The sequence below is a fragment of the Paraburkholderia sp. genome (genome assembly GCF_047605525.1).
Lineage (GTDB): Bacteria > Pseudomonadota > Gammaproteobacteria > Burkholderiales > Burkholderiaceae > Paraburkholderia.
Genome location: NZ_JASGFN010000017.1, coordinates 28,311 through 43,275, shown reverse-complemented (window position 1 = coordinate 43,275; position 14,965 = coordinate 28,311). Strand labels below are relative to the sequence as shown.

The window sequence follows — 14,965 nt, the reverse complement described above, 5'->3', positions numbered from 1 at the left end:
TCGGCAAAGCAGCGTTTCGCTGACCATTTCATTTCCTTACCTGCCATTCAATCAGCCAGCGGAACATCAGCGCGTAGTCCTGATATCCGCGACCGATGCCCCCCAGTTCCCAGCACGCTGCGGCCTGTTCTCGTAGGCAAACGATGCCCCTGCCGACGACTGAACGATCTTTCCGTTCTCGAGGCGGATCACCCTGTCAGCCACGTCGAAATACCGATCATCGTGCGACACAACGATCAACGTCTTGCCCTGCCGTTTCAACTCAGGCAGGAATTCCGGGTAGAACACGCGCCGGAAGGTCGGATCCTGATCGGCAGCCCATTCGTCGAACATCATGATTGGCCGTTGTTCCAGCATCGCGTGGATCAGCGCGAGCCGCTTGCGCTGTCCGGTCGAAAGATCGATGGTCGAGAAGGTGCCGTCGGTAATCTGAACCTTGTGGGCAATCTCTAGCTGTTCCAGATATGTTCCGGCACGCGCCAGCAATGCCGGATCCCGTACCACCAGATCGTCGAACAGGTAGTAGTCGGAAAACACGGCTGAGAAGAGCTGCCAGTAGTCGTCCATCGCGTCGGCGTTCACCCGATCGCCATTCAGGAGCAATTCGCCGCGATCGGGAATGTACAGGCCCAGAAGCAGTTTGATGAGCGTGGTTTTGCCGCTGCCGTTCTCGCCGATCACGAACAGGGTCTCGCCCTTCTCAATGCGCAGATTTAGCGGCCCCAACTGGAACGGAGGCTGATCGCACACTCGCGGAAACGTCCACACGGCTGACCTCAGCTCGATGCTGCGTACATCAGGCAGTCGGTTCGACGCCTCATCCTCAAGCAGGCGCGTCTCGCGATTAGTAAACTGTGCGGACAATTCCGCTATACGCTGAAATGAAATCCTGGCCTGAGTCCAGGCCGGCAGGCCGCCCGCCAGCGTTTCGACTGGTCCTCTGACATACAACAACACGATTACGAAGCCGCTAACGACCTCGCCACGCACGCCCAGGCGTTGCTGAAATAAAAGAATCAGGCCAATCACAATGAAAAACAATGTGGTGCCCGCGGCGCCCGCGCCATAAAACAGGCGCATGGCCCTGATCTTCAGGTCGGCGACCTGATCAGCCGCGCCGGACAGATGCGTCCGGTATACCCGGAAGCGCCGCTCGCGATTGATGCGCAGTTCCTTTGCTCCCTCCGTAATCGCGCGGTATTGCTTTTGCAACTCATCCTGCGCACCACGCACCCCTTTGTAATGTCGCTGCCACTGCAACAAGGCGTACTGGTTGATCAGGACACCAAGAACGATTGCAACGGCGGCAACAATAAACAGCAGCGGCGACAGCACGACCATATACACGACGCACCCCGCCGTCACTGCAAAGGCGACGGCATAGCTCGGGAAGCTGAATGTAAAGGCACTCACGGTATCGACGTCACTGTTCAACGTCGACAACAGCCGATGGATGCGATAGCGCTCGATCGCGTTCATTGGTGCACAAACTATCCGCGCGGAGATGTCCTTGCGCAACGCGGCAATGATCTTTTGCCCGATGACGCTGTTTCCGATCCCGGTAATCGCGTTGCACGCGAGTGTCACGAAGCACAAGGCAGCGTATATAGCGATCATCGTTGCCGTAATACCGCCCACCGCATGCAATCCCTCGTTGATGACGGCGAGCAGCCAAGCGGTACAAAGGCCGCCGACCACGCCTAACGCGGTCGCCAGCAGCATGACCGGCCAGAAGGGGCGCAACAGCCGAAACATCTCGCCCGCAAACCGGGGTTCGGGCGATGAAGCCTGATCCTGTTTCATCCAGATTCCTGCCAATTCAGTCGTTGATGTGTTGTTCCTGGCGAACGAAGCTCAATGGCTCGCCCGTATCCGGATGCGGCATTACGCCCATCGTCACACCGTAGATTTCCTGAAGCTGCTCCGGCGTGACGATCTGTTGGGGCGAGCCTTGTGCCACTAGCCGTCCGCCACGCAATGCCACAAGTTCGTCGCAGTAGCGCGCGGCCATGTTGATGTCGTGAAGCACGACGACCACGCCCAGCCCTCGCTCCGTCGCCAGTTGCCGGACGAGGGACAGCACCTCAACCTGATGCGAGACGTCGAGCGCCGAGATCGGCTCGTCGAGCAAGAGGCAGTCGGCATCCTGAGCAATGAGCATCGCGATCCAGACGCGCTGACGCTCACCGCCCGATAAAGTCTCCACCTGCTGGTCAGCAAATCGGATCACGTCGGTCGACGCCATCGCTTGCTCAATCGCCCGGTGGTCGGCGGGACCGAGCCGACCAAGCGCGCCGCGCCAGGGGTATCGGCCAAATGCCACCAGTTCACACACCAGCAATCCGGCTGCCGACGGTGGTGTCTGCGGAAGGTACGCGAGATTGCGGGCAAATTCCCGAATCGGCCAATCCTTGATCGCGCGTCGGCGAAATTCGACCGTTCCGTGCGATGGTCGCAACTGCCGGGCAAGGAGTTTGATGAGCGTGGATTTACCGGAGCCGTTATGCCCGATCAAACCTGTCACTTGATGCGAGCGCAACACCACTGAAACATCATCGAGCAATGTTCTACCAGGAACGGAAAAACCGAGGCCCCGCAGCTCGAACAATACCTCGCTTCTGGATGGAGAAATTCAAACGCGCGTCACAACTCGAAGCGCTCGCGCGTCGAAATGTAGTCACTTGCGCCAAACCGCCCTACGGGAAAGTAGTGCTGCAAACGCACGCGCCATGCATCGAGATCGATGAGCTCATCGCGCGCGTGCAGCATCAGCACCTTGCCGATGAAGATGTGCCGGCTCGTGGTCTCCAGCGTCTCCCACAGCACGCATTCGAACGCGACCGGCGCTTCAGCGATACGCGGCGGCTTCACGCGCGACGACGCCAGCGCGGTGAACCCGACCTCATCGAGTTCGGAGACATCGGCGGAGAAACGTTCTCCGCAACGATGCATCTGCTGAGCAATTGCTTCGTCGGCGAGATGCACGACAAACTCTTTCTCGCGCGGAATGTTCACCGCGGTGTCCTTGAGCGTGCCGTCCGCCAGCCGGTTGATGCTGATCATCACGATGGGCGGCTCTTCGCCCAGCATGTTGAACATCGAGAACGGCGCTGCGTTGACGGTCCCATCCGCGCCGAGCGTCGTCACGAGCGCGATCGGACGCGGTACGATCAGGCTCGCCATCAGCTTGTAGCGCTGATACTCGGTGATCGCTTCGAAGTCGATTTCCATATCAGTCCACCAGGGTTCGTTGGACAGGTTCGATACCGAGCAGTTGCGCGAGCCCCTTCGCGCCCGGCATCCGCGATGTCTCTATGCGCGCCTCCAGTTCGCGCAAATGCGCGCTCATGTGCGCGTTTGCGCCTTCGGCATCGCGCGCTTCGAGGCAATCGAGAATGGCCGTGTGTTCGTCATGCTCGCATGGGGCGTTGCCCTCCGGCTCATACGCGCCGACGATCAGCGAGCAGCGCGATATCAGTTCGGTCAGATACTGTTCGAGGATCGCATTGCCCGCCAACGCCGCGATGCGCAGATGAAACGCGCTTGCGAGCCGCGCCCACGACGGCTGATCGAAACGGTGCATCGCCTCGTGCTCCTTGGCGAGCTGTTCGCGCAGCGCGGCGATGTCGGTGCGGCTCGCGCGCTGTGCGGCGAGTTCGACCAGCGAGCGTTCGACCGCGCGCCGCGCTTCGAAGATCATGCGCGTTTCCTCGCGCGTCGGCTGCGCGATCATCGCGCCTTTGTTCGGACGCAGCACGACGATACCATCGTACGCGAGCTTTTCGAGCGCGCGCCGCACCACCGCGCGGCTCGCGCCGAACAGCGCGCACAGTTCAGGCTCCGGCAGCTTCGTGCCGGGTGTGAGCTTGCGGCTCAGCACGCCTTCAAAGATCGATCGATAGATGCGCGCGTCCGCGCTTTCCTGTTCCTGCTTCATGCGGCATCAGCCGGAAGCGGCACGGCCTCGTCGACATGCCGCACGATTGCTCCAGGTGTCGTGAGCCAGATGTTCTCGCGGGCCGCGGCGATATGCCCGAGCGCGCGCCGAAGATGCCGCAACCGATAAGGCTGTCCGACGATATACGGATGCAGCGCGATGCCCATCACGAGCGCCTGCGGTTCGCGCGTGCGTTGTATCTGCTCGAGCATCTCGTCGAACTGGTCGATGATCATGTCGGCAAAGTCGCGCATATCCATCTGACGGCCCATGATCATCGGCAGATCGTTCAACTCCTGCGGATACGGGATCGACCAGAGCGGTCCGCCGCGCGTGTTCATGCGCACGGGACGGTCGTCGTGACACCAATTGAGCGTGTAGCGATATCCGGTTTCGGCAAGCAGGTCCGGCGTGTGATGCGACTCCGAGATCCACGGCGACAGCCACCCCGAAGGCGCCGCGCCGGAGCACTCCGTTATCCGCGCGCGGCAATGCGCGAGCAGCGCGCGTTCGGCTGCTTCGTCGAGATCGCTCTGACGCGCCGCGTTGGTGTGGCCATGCGCGATCAGTTCGTCGCCGCGCGCCGCGCAAGCTTCGATCAGTTCCGGGCAATGGTCGTAAAGCGACGTATTGGTCAGCGTGGCCGCGGACATATCGAGCGCGTCGAACAACTCGATGCAGCGCCACGCACCCACGCGATTGCCGTATTCGCGCCAACTGTAGTTGAGCACGTCGGGCTGCGGCGACAGCGGCCCGAGCGCCGCGCCGAGTCCCTCGCCGAAAGCGAAGTGCTCCAGATTGAAGCCCAGATAAACCGCGAGGCCAGCGCCGTTGGGCCAGCGGTATCCATCGCCACAGTGTATTGACCGGTAGGCGAAGCGTCCATGCGTCTTCAACGGATCGAAGTTGTTCATTGTCGAGTGTGGATGAACTGGTTTGATCAGGTCATGCCCCAACGCGGACGTTATCCGCACCTGGATCGCGCACGTTACGCCTGCGCAAGCGCTGACGATCGGGCCGCGAGATCGTGTGCAATATGTGCGCCAAGTCGTCGACATGCGCGTGCAGGTTGATTTGGCGCACGCTATGCCGGGTCTGTGAACGTGAATGGCATATGTCTTGCAATGGCTTCGCCCGCTGCATTCCATCCGCGCCAACACAGGACAGTCCTTCATGGTTCAGCCGGCATCCACGGTGGTTCACGCGCGCCCAGCCGACATCGAGCTGGTGCATGTTTCGAAGCGGTATGGCGAGGCGCTCGCCGTCGATGCGATCGACCTGCGCATTCCCGGCGGTGCGTACTGCTGTCTGCTCGGGCCGTCCGGCTGCGGCAAGACTTCGACACTGCGCATGATCGCAGGTCACGAATGGGTCTCCGAAGGCGACGTGCTGATCGGCGGACGCAACGTCACGCGCGAGCAGCCGGTCGCGCGCGGCACCGCGATGGTGTTCCAGAGCTACGCGCTCTTCCCGCATCTCTCCGCGCTCGACAACGTCGCGTTCAGCCTCAAGGTACGCGGCGTCGCCAAGGACGCACGCCGCAAGCGCGCGGGCGAACTGCTCGAACTCGTCGCGATGTCGGCCTACGCGGAGCGCAAGCCCGCGCAACTTTCCGGCGGCCAGCAGCAGCGCGTCGCGCTCGCGCGTGCGCTGCTCAACGAGCCGCGTTGCCTGCTTCTCGACGAACCGCTGTCCGCGCTCGATCCTTTCCTGCGCGTGCAGATGCGCGCCGAACTCAAGCGCTGGCAGAAGGAACTCGGCATCACCTTCGTGCACGTCACGCACTCGCAGGAAGAAGCGATGGCGCTCGCCGATCTCGTCGTGGTAATGAGTCACGGCCGGATCGAGCAAAGCGGCACGCCATTCGAAATCTTCAACCGTCCGCGCACGGAGTTCGTCGCGCGCTTTCTCGGCGGCCACAACGTGCTCGGCGCGAGCGACCGGCTCTTCACGGTGCGCGCGGATCATCTGCGCGTCGCCCCACAAGGTGTCACGCCCGGAACGAGCGGAGGCGACGGCGGTCTTTCGCGCATTGGCGGAGTCGCATGCACGGTGCGCGAAGCCGAATACCAGGGCACGCATCTGCGGATGACGCTCGATCCGCTGGACGGCTCGCCGGCACTCGTCTCCGTGATAAGCGACGCCGACTACGACCCCCAACGCGCAGGCCCAGGCGCACGCGTCGCGGTATGGTGGGACGAAAAGAACGCGCATCCGCTCGCCGCGTGAACCAGGCATTCACCACTTCAAATTCGAGGAGAGTCCAGTGAACGACGAAAACGACAACGCACGCGACGAAGCATCGGTAGACAAGGGCCTTTCACGCCGCACCTTCATCAAGGGCGCGGTGGCGGCAGCCGGCATCGCCGGATTTCCCTATGTCCATGCACAGGAGAAGATCACGTTGCGCTATCTGGGCACCGCGGTCAACCAGAGCGCCGACATCGCGAAGAAGTTCAAGGAAGACACGGGCATCGAGATTCAATACATTCCCGTCACGACTGATGACGTCACCAAGCGGATCATCACGCAGCCGAATTCGTTCGATATCGTCGATACCGAGTATTTCTCGCTCAAGAAGCTGATTCCGGCGGGCACGCTCGCGGGCATGGACGTGAAGCGCATCAAGCTCGCCGACAAGATCACGCCCGTGCTGACCAAGGGCGAGGTGGACGGCAAGAAGATCGGCGATCAAGGCACTGCGCCGAAGAAGGTAATGTTCCTCAAAGGCGCGCGCTCGACCGAATTCAGCGCGGCGCCCACCGAATGGATGACGCTGATCCCGACCACTTACAACGCGGATACGCTCGGCATCCGTCCCGATCTGATCTCACGCCCGGTCGACACATGGGCTGATCTGCTGAATCCGCAATTCAAGGGCAAGGCCGCGCTGTTGAACATTCCGGCGATCGGCATCATGGATGCGGCAATGGCGATCGAAGCGATGGGCCACGTGAAATACGGCGACAAGGGCAACATGACGAAGGCCGAGATCGACCAGACCATCAAGATTCTGATCGACGCGAAACGCGCCGGGCAATTCCGCGCGTTCTGGCGCGACTTCAACGAAAGCGTGAACCTGATGGCGTCGGGCGAAGTCGTCATTCAGTCCATGTGGTCGCCCGCCGTCACGAAGGTCCGCACGATGGGTATCGCGTGCAAGTTTCAGCCGCTCAAGGAAGGCTACCGCTCGTGGGCGTCCGGCTTCGGCTTTCCTCGTTCGCTGCAAGGCAAGAAGCTCGATGCGGGATATGAGTTCGTCAACTGGTTCCAGGACGGTTGGGCGGGCGCGTATCTGATGCGTCAGGGTTACTACCCCGGCGTCACGGAAACCGCGCGGTCGCATATGCAGGCCTACGAGTGGGACTACTGGATGGAAGGCAAGCCCGCCGCGCAGGACATCAAGGCGCCCGACGGGCAGTTGCTCGAAAAGGCCGGCACCGTGCGCGACGGCGGCTCGTACAATCAGCGCATGGGCGCCATTGCGTGCTGGAACGCGGTGATGGACGAGAACATCTACATGGTCCAGAAGTGGAACGAGTTCATCGCCGCCTGATGAGGCCTGAACCCACCCGCGGTAATCTGAAGGAGCGTGCCCGACGATGGCTTCCGTCGAATATCTGCAACAGGCCAAGGAAACGCCGGTGCGTCACCGGCGTGTGAGCGCGGGGCTTCAGGCGACGCCGCTTACGCTGACCTTCGTGCTGTTTTTCATCGTGCCGCTCGTGATCACGCTGATCGTGAGCTTCTGGGATTTCAACGAATACCAGATCATCCCGGCGTTCACGCTGAAGAACTATGTGGCGATATTCGACGGATGCGGCTCCGTCACCGATGTCTGCGTGACCTTCAAGACGTACTGGTCGACGCTGAAGTTCTGCGCGATCGTCTGGGCTGTGACGCTCGTGATCGGCTTCACGATCGCGTACTTCCTCGCCTTTCATGTGCGAACCACCGCGATGCAGACAGTGCTGTTCCTCGTCTGCACGATTCCGTTCTGGACCTCGAACGTGATCCGTATGATCTCGTGGATTCCGCTGCTCGGCCGCAACGGGCTCGTGAATCAGGCGCTGATGTCGACGCATCTCGTCGAGCATCCGGTCGAATGGCTGCTGTATTCGAACTTCTCCGTGGTGCTCGCATTCGTGCATCTGTACACGTTCTTCATGATCGTGCCGATCTTCAACGCGATGATGCGCATCGACCGGTCGCTGCTCGAAGCCGCGCGAGACGGCGGCGCGAGCGGCTGGCAGGTGACCCGCGACGTGGTGCTGCCGCTGTCGAGAACCGGCATCGTGATCGGCTCAATTTTCGTCGTCACCATCGTGATGGGCGATTTTCTGACCGTCGGCGTGATGGGCGGGCAGCAGATCGCCTCGGTCGGCAAGATCATCCAGGTGCAGACCGGCTACCTGCAATTCCCCGCCGCCGCGGCCAACGCGATCATCCTCCTCGCCGTCGTGCTGACGATCGTCTGGGCGCTGACGCGCGTCGTCGATATCAGAAAGGAACTGTGACATGCCCCGCGCAATCACGCATCGCGAGCATCGGCCCGCGAGCTTTTACTGGCTCGCGCTCGTCTTCGGGCTATTCGTGCTCTTTCTGTACGGCCCCGTCATCACGATCTTCGTTTTGTCCTTCCAGGGTCCCGAAGGCGGCCTCACTTTTCCGATGCGCGGCGTTTCGCTGCACTGGTTCGCGGCATTGCGCGATAGCGTCGGCGATGTCGATATCTGGGCCGCGTTCGGCCGCTCGGTGAAGCTCGCGCTCGCCGTGACCTTGCTGACCGTGCTGTTCTCCGTCACGGCCGGCCTCGCGTTCAGGCGTCGTTTTCGCGGGGATACAGCGGTGTTCTATGTGTCGGTCGCGAGTCTCATCATGCCGTCGATCATCGTTTCGCTCGGCATCGGCCTGACGTTCCGCCTGCTCGATACGCTCGTCAAATATCTCGCGAACGCATGGGGTTTCGAGTCGTTCGCGGATAGCTGGACCACGTCGATGGGACTGTACACGTCGGCGCTCGGCGCGCATCTCACGTGGACGCTGCCGTTCGGCCTGCTCGTCATGTTCGCCGTGTTCAACCGTTTCAATCCGGCCTACGAAGAAGCCGCGCGCGATCTCGGCGCATCGCCGTGGCAGTCGTTCAAGCACGTCGTGCTGCCTATCATCGGGCCATCGGTGATCGGCGTCGGCATGTTCGGCTTCACGCTGTCGTGGGACGAAATCGCGCGCACGTCGCAAGCGATCGGCGACCAGAACACGCTGCCGCTCGAATTGCAGGGCCTGACGACATCGGTCACGACGCCCGTGATCTACGCACTCGGCACGATGACCACGCTGATGTCGCTCGCGGTGATGATCGGCGGCTTGCTGATCGTGCGAGCCATCGCGCGCAAGCGCAAGAGCGCGCCCTGAGCTAGCTCGTCTCCAGCAGTTCGCCTTCGAGAAACGCGCGCACGAGCTTGTGCGCCTGGGCCTTGTGATCGGCCTGCCACGACGGCGCGAGCATGTCGGTGTCGAACATTTGCGAAATCGTGTAGGCGTTCGACTTGTGAAAGTAAGCAAGGCTCACCAAAGTCACGTACAGATGCAGCGGATCGATCCCCCCGCGTAGACTGCCCGCCGCTTCGCCACGCTGGATCAGCGTGCGCAGCTTGTCGAGCACCGGCGATGACATCGCCTGAATCACCTTCGAGCGCTTCAGATAACGCGCGCGGTTCAGGTTCTCCCACGACAGCAGGCACAGCAGCTCCGGATGCGCGGCGAAATGGCCTTCGGTGAAGTCGTACAGTTGCAGGATGCCGTCTGCGGGATCGATGCTGCGCTCGTCGAGCGTCACCGCCAGTTCCGCTTCACGCAGCCGCGCGAGCACATGTTCCAGCACTTCGACATATAGCGCTTCCTTGCCGCCGAAGTAGTGGTAGATCATCCGTATGTTGACTTTCGCCCGGGTCGTGATGGTCTCGACACGCGCGCCGCTGAAGCCCTTGTCCGCGAACTCCTTGATCGCGATCCTGAAGATGCGCTCGCGCGTTTTCTCGGCGAGTTGTTGACGGCGAGTGGGCTCGCCCTTTCCGGCTTTTATGGATGCGGCAGTACGTGGCATGAATTCGATCGAAGCCTGGATACAACGGTTGAAAACCATGATTGAACGCGGCGCGACGAAACGCAATGGTACTCGGTCGCGCCGGTGTCTTTAGCGCTTGAACGGCTGCGTGAGCGCGGGCGGCGCGGTCTGCCGGCCGATCAGTCCGGCCACCGCGACCAGCGCGAGCAGATACGGCAGCATGATGAGCAGCGCGGTCGGCACGTGCAACCCGAACATCGGCAACTGAAACTGCATGGCGGTGGCCGCGCCGAATAGCAGGCACGCAAGCACCGTGCGGCCGATCTTCCAGTTGCCGAAGATGATCGCCGCGATCGCGAGATAACCCGAGCCGTTGGTCATGCCTTCGGTGAAGGTATGAATGTCGCCAATCGAAATGAAGCAGCCCGCCGCCGCCGACATCACGCCCGAGAACAACACCGCGCCGTAGCGAAGACGCGCGACGGGCAGGCCCGACTGATCGACCGCGCGCGGCGCGACGCCTGTTGCATGCAGCGCGATGCCGAGCGACGTGCGCCGCATCACCACGGAAGTCGCGATCAGCACGGCAAGCCCCGCATACAGCAGCCACACCTGGCCGAATACCGGCTCGCCGATCAGCGGCAGCTTGCCGAGCACGGGCGGCGACCAATGCGCGAGTCCCGGAATGACCGCGCTCGACCGTTCGCCGAAGATCTCGCGATATGCGAGCGTGGTACCGCCAAGCGCGAGAATGTTGATGCCGATGCCCGTCACGATCTGATTCGCGCGCAGCGTCACGCTCAAGAATGCCTGTAGCAGCGCGAGCGGAATCACGCCGAGCATCCCGCACAGCAGACCGATCGACGGATTGCCGGTGAGCCACGAAAACGTCGCGCCGAGAAACGCGCCCGTGAGCATCATGCCTTCGACGCTCATGTTGAGCACGCCCGCGCGCTCGCTGACGAGTTCACCGCTGGCGGCAAGCATCAGCGGCGCCGAAAGACGAATGGATGCGCCGGCAAATACCGCGAGTAGTTCGAGATTCATCGCCGTACGTCTCCTTTGTCGAGCCACAACGCGCCGCCCGCCAGCGCGATCGTGACGATGCCCTGCACGATCAGAACGAGCGCCGACGGCACCTGCGCGACCATCTCCATATTGATGCCGCCCGAGCGCAGAAAGCCGAACAGCAACGCCGCGGCGAACACGCCGGTGATCGAGCCGCGCGCGAGCAGGCCGACGACGAGTCCGTCGAAACCGTAGCCCGAAGAGAAGCCCGCCTTCAGCGAGTATTGATCGCCTTGCAGCATCAGCGCGCCCGCCAGTCCGCTGAACGCACCCGCCAGGGCGAGCGCGCCGACGAGCGACGAGGTGATCGGCAAGCCCGCGCGTTTCGCGGCCACCGCGTTCAGTCCCGCCGCGCGCAGCGCGAGCCCGAAGCGCGTGCGCGTGAGCAGTATCGCGGACGCGATCGCGAGCACGATCGTCACCGGCAGGCCGATATTCAGGTTCATGCCGCTCGCCGCGAAAATCGCGGGCAGCTTCGTGAGATCGGGAATTTCCAGCGATTCGGGTAGCGTCGCGCCGCTCGTCATCGGCTGGCGTAGTAACGCCTCGCTTTGCACGCACCAGTACAGCAGCCACACCGCGATGAACGACAGCAGCAGCGTGCTGATCACCTCGTTCGTGCCCGCCTTCGCTTTCAGCATGCCCGGCACCCCACCCCACACCGCGCCCGCGGCAGCAGCGCACAGCATCGGCACGACGAAGGACAGGCCGAACGGTAGATGCGCGCAGCCGCCGTAGAGGCTCATTGCGGTCGCGACGATGCCACCGATCACAAGCTGCCCTTCCCCACCCACGTTCGTCAGCTTCGCGCGATTCGCGATCACGAAGCCGGTGCCGACCAGCGCGAACGCGAGGCTCCGGTTGATCGACGCACCGATCGAATACGGCGAACCCCACGCGCCGTCGGCGAACGCGGCGAGCGCATCGGCGATCGACACATGCATCAGCGCGATCAACGCGAGCGCGGCGAGCATCGCGAACGCGACGGCCGCCACGATCACGCCCGCCACGCGCAATTGCGGCAGACGGGTGCGCCAGCCTGGCGCGCCATACGCGGGCGCGAGCGTGCCTCGCAGCTTCATATGCGGATTCATTCGGAGTCTCCCGCGCCAGCCATCCACGCGCCGATACGGTCGCGGTTGCTCGCACCCGGCGTGCATGTGCCCATGATGCGGCCGCGATACAGCACGACGATACGATCGGCGACGCTCATCAGTTCGTCGAGTTCGGAGGAAATCAAAAGCACGCTCACACCGCGGTCGCGCGCCGCGCGGATATGCGAGTACACCGAGGCGACCGCGCCGACATCGAGACCGCGCGTCGGCTGTGCGGCTAACAGGAACAGCAGCGGATCGAGCGTGAGTTCGCGCGCGAGCACCGCCTTCTGCTGATTGCCCCCGGAAAGACCGCCGAACAGCGCATCGGGACCGCTCGCGCGCACGTCGAAGCGTTGCATCAGTTCAAGCGCGGTGGCGCGCATCGCGCGGCGCTTTAGAAAACCGCCACGCGTATAGCGGTCAAGACGATTGATCAGGAGGTTGTCGGTGAGACTCATGCCGGTTACGCAACCCACCGCGTGACGGTCTTCCGGCACGATGCCCACGCCCGCCTGCGTCAGTTCGCGCGGGCTCGCGTTGGTCATGTCGCGTCCCGCGATAAAGAAGCGCCCCGCCGACGCGCCCAGCATGCCCGCGAGCACCGCGCCGAGTTCGCTCTGACCGTTGCCCTCGACGCCCGCGATACCGACGATCTCGCCGCGATTCACGACGAGTGTGCAGTCCTGCAGGCGCGTAACGCCCTCGGCGTCGCACGCGCTCAAACCGTCGATCTGCAGCACTTCATCATGCAGCGGCCGCGAGTAAGGCGACGCGCCCTTCGTGAGCGACAGACGCTCGGCCAGATCGTCGTGTGTGTCGTCGCCGTCGCGATGGATCATCGCGTGCACGAGCCGGTCGATCTCCGTCGCGGGCGACGCCGAACGCGCCACCACACGTCCCGATTGCAGCACCGTCGCGTGAGTGGCGATGCGGCTGATCTCCTTCAGCTTGTGCGTGACCAGCACCACCGCGCAACCCCGCTGCGCGACGCGCTCGCACGTATCGAGCAACGCGTCGATTTCGGCGGGCAGCAGCACGGCTGTCGGTTCGTCGAGCAGCAGCAGACTCGGCTCGCGCATCAGACACTTCACGATCTCCACGCGTTGCCGCTCGCCGACCGACAGATCCGCGACCTTCGCGCCGAGCGGCAATTCGAGGCCGACGCTCGCGAGCACATCGCGCACCCGCTGTGCTTCACGCTCGCGATCGAGCCAGCCGCGTGCCTGCCCGAGCAGCAGATTGTCGAGCACGTTGGCGTCATCGACGAGACTGAAATGCTGATGCACCATCGCGATACCGTGCGCGAGCGCCTCGCGTGGATTGCGCGGACGATATGGCGCGCCGTGCACGCGCATCGCGCCGGCGTCGGGCTGATGCACGCCGAAGATCACGTTACACAGCGTCGACTTGCCGGCGCCGTTTTCACCAAGCAGGCAGTGCACGTCGCCTGGCATCAGATCGAGCGACACGCTTTCGAGCGCGGTGAACGTGCCGAAGCGCTTGCCGATGCCGTCCAGCGAGAGAATCGGTGCGGCATCGGGCGATGGTGAGGGCAGCGTGCTCATCCTTCGGATACCTTGATCTTGCCGCTCAGAATGTCGTCTTCGATCTGCTTGAGCTTCGCGTCCATCGCGGGCGTGGACTTGCAGATCACCATGCCGGAAGCGCTCGGTCCCATTGCGAGACCGAACGCTTTATAACCCGGCTGCCATTGGCCTTTTTCAAGCTGCTCGATCGCGTATTGCGCCTGATAGCCGACGCCCGTGATGCTGTACGCGATATAGAGCGGATTGCTGCCGCATCGGTCCGTATAGCTGCCGATGATGTGCGTGTTCTTTTCCTTCGCCGCCTGTTCGAGTCCGCGCAGGCCGAGGTTCAGGATGTGATAGTGGACGTCGGCGCCCTGCGCGATCGCGGCCGCCGTCGCTTCGCGCGACTTGGCGACGTCGTCGAAGTCGCCTGTGTAACTTTCGAAGTACTTGATCTTCGGATTGATGTAGCGCGCGCCGTTGCCGAATTCCTTGCCCGCGTTCACGATGGACGGAATCTCCATCCCGCCGACATAGCTCACCGCGCCGTTCTTCGACAGCATCGCGGCCGCCGCGCCCGCGACGAACGCGATCTCGGCCTGCTTCACGTCATAGCCCGCGACGTTCGGCGGCATGCTCTCGCCCTTGTTGCCGCCCACGATCGAGAACTTCACGTTCGGAAAGCGCTTTGCGATCTTCAGAACGGCAGCCTGCGTCTGTCCGCCGATGCCGATCACCAGTTGGTTTTTGGTCGCGAGATTGGTGAGCGCCTGCTCCATGTCCGCGTAGTTGATGTTCTCGATGATCTGCGTCTTGAGCTTCGGCCCGAACTCCTTCTCCGCGGCCACGACGCCGTCGTAGCCCGACTCCATCCAGCCTTTGTCCGTCTTCGAGCCGGGAATCAGCACGCCGACCCGCATCGCGTCATCGGCGGCGTGCGCGTCGAAAAAGAACGCGGGAGCGGCGAGCGCGACGATGCCCGCCATCAAGACGACTCGGGAGACGCGACGGGAGACGCGGCGGGACACGGCACCGCTGCGCACTTCTTCGCGTGAAGCTTGTTGTTTGCTGACCATCACTGGCACTCCTTTTGCGTTGGCTTTCGGTAAGTAGGTTATTCATGACTGAAACGCACTTTGCAACTTCGATGCCAATCCGCGTTCGGTCGATGACAAGCCGCTGACGCATGACTTGAAGAAGGCCGGTGCAACGCGCCGTTCCGATGCGCGTGCGGCCCGCTCGAACCTCACTGATCCAACGCTTCGGA

Annotated in this window: 14 protein-coding genes; 4 read left to right on the top strand and 10 right to left on the bottom strand. The window is 62.7% G+C overall.

From position 1 onward, the window contains the following. Positions 1-66: 66 nt before the first annotated feature. The 5 genes from QM685_RS23480 to QM685_RS23460 are packed head-to-tail and all read right to left on the bottom strand — an operon-like array spanning position 67 to position 4,851. Positions 67-1,803, bottom strand: a complete 1,737-nt coding sequence (locus QM685_RS23480; RefSeq protein ID WP_415119858.1) for a cyclic peptide export ABC transporter — start codon at positions 1,801-1,803, stop codon at positions 67-69. A gap of 16 nt (positions 1,804-1,819) precedes the next feature. Beyond that, the gene (locus tag QM685_RS23475) at positions 1,820-2,608 is read right to left on the bottom strand and encodes an ABC transporter ATP-binding protein (protein ID WP_415119856.1); all 789 of its coding nucleotides are present in this window, start codon (positions 2,606-2,608) and stop codon (positions 1,820-1,822) included. 35 nt (positions 2,609-2,643) lie between these two features. Beyond that, complete coding sequence (locus tag QM685_RS23470) at positions 2,644-3,231, bottom strand: flavin reductase family protein (protein WP_415119854.1); 588 nt, start codon at positions 3,229-3,231, stop codon at positions 2,644-2,646. A gap of 1 nt (position 3,232) precedes the next feature. Further along, positions 3,233-3,937, bottom strand: a complete 705-nt coding sequence (locus tag QM685_RS23465) for a GntR family transcriptional regulator (RefSeq protein ID WP_415119852.1) — start codon at positions 3,935-3,937, stop codon at positions 3,233-3,235. After that, positions 3,934-4,851 (bottom strand): polysaccharide deacetylase family protein, encoded by a 918-nt coding sequence (locus tag QM685_RS23460; protein WP_415119850.1) that lies wholly within the window; start codon positions 4,849-4,851, stop codon positions 3,934-3,936. The genes QM685_RS23465 and QM685_RS23460 overlap by 4 nt, the downstream gene beginning before the upstream one ends. 259 nt (positions 4,852-5,110) lie before the next feature. Between QM685_RS23460 and QM685_RS23455 the strand changes: the two genes are divergently transcribed. From QM685_RS23455 to QM685_RS23440, 4 genes are read left to right on the top strand one after another with little or no spacing between them, the layout of a single operon-like run. Beyond that, positions 5,111-6,166, top strand: a complete 1,056-nt coding sequence (locus QM685_RS23455; RefSeq protein WP_415119848.1) for an ABC transporter ATP-binding protein — start codon at positions 5,111-5,113, stop codon at positions 6,164-6,166. 37 nt (positions 6,167-6,203) lie between these two features. Next, the gene (locus QM685_RS23450; RefSeq protein WP_415119846.1) at positions 6,204-7,493 is read left to right on the top strand and encodes an ABC transporter substrate-binding protein; all 1,290 of its coding nucleotides are present in this window, start codon (positions 6,204-6,206) and stop codon (positions 7,491-7,493) included. A 46-nt stretch (positions 7,494-7,539) separates the two neighbouring features. Further along, positions 7,540-8,454, top strand: a complete 915-nt coding sequence (locus QM685_RS23445) for an ABC transporter permease (RefSeq protein WP_415119844.1) — start codon at positions 7,540-7,542, stop codon at positions 8,452-8,454. A gap of 1 nt (position 8,455) precedes the next feature. Next, positions 8,456-9,352 carry an ABC transporter permease gene (locus QM685_RS23440; protein ID WP_415119842.1) on the top strand — a complete coding sequence of 299 codons (897 nt, stop codon included), beginning with the start codon at positions 8,456-8,458 and terminating at the stop codon, positions 9,350-9,352. 1 nt (position 9,353) lies between these two features. Here QM685_RS23440 and QM685_RS23435 read toward each other — a convergent pair whose 3' ends face one another. From QM685_RS23435 to QM685_RS23415, 5 genes are all read right to left on the bottom strand, one after another. Then, positions 9,354-10,043, bottom strand: coding sequence for a TetR family transcriptional regulator (locus tag QM685_RS23435; protein ID WP_415119840.1), 690 nt, complete (start codon positions 10,041-10,043; stop codon positions 9,354-9,356). Between the two features lie 90 nt (positions 10,044-10,133). Beyond that, the gene (locus QM685_RS23430; RefSeq protein ID WP_415119838.1) at positions 10,134-11,051 is read right to left on the bottom strand and encodes an ABC transporter permease; all 918 of its coding nucleotides are present in this window, start codon (positions 11,049-11,051) and stop codon (positions 10,134-10,136) included. Further along, entirely contained in the window at positions 11,048-12,166 is a 1,119-nt protein-coding gene (locus QM685_RS23425) for an ABC transporter permease (RefSeq protein ID WP_415119836.1), read from the bottom strand. The genes QM685_RS23430 and QM685_RS23425 overlap by 4 nt, the downstream gene beginning before the upstream one ends. Then, positions 12,163-13,734, bottom strand: coding sequence for an ABC transporter ATP-binding protein (locus QM685_RS23420; protein WP_415119834.1), 1,572 nt, complete (start codon positions 13,732-13,734; stop codon positions 12,163-12,165). Before QM685_RS23420 ends, QM685_RS23425 begins: the two co-directional genes overlap by 4 nt. Beyond that, a complete protein-coding gene (locus QM685_RS23415) occupies positions 13,731-14,777 on the bottom strand; it encodes a BMP family protein (RefSeq protein ID WP_415119832.1) in 1,047 nt (348 codons plus the stop codon). Before QM685_RS23415 ends, QM685_RS23420 begins: the two co-directional genes overlap by 4 nt. Between the last annotated feature and the right edge of the window lie 188 nt (positions 14,778-14,965).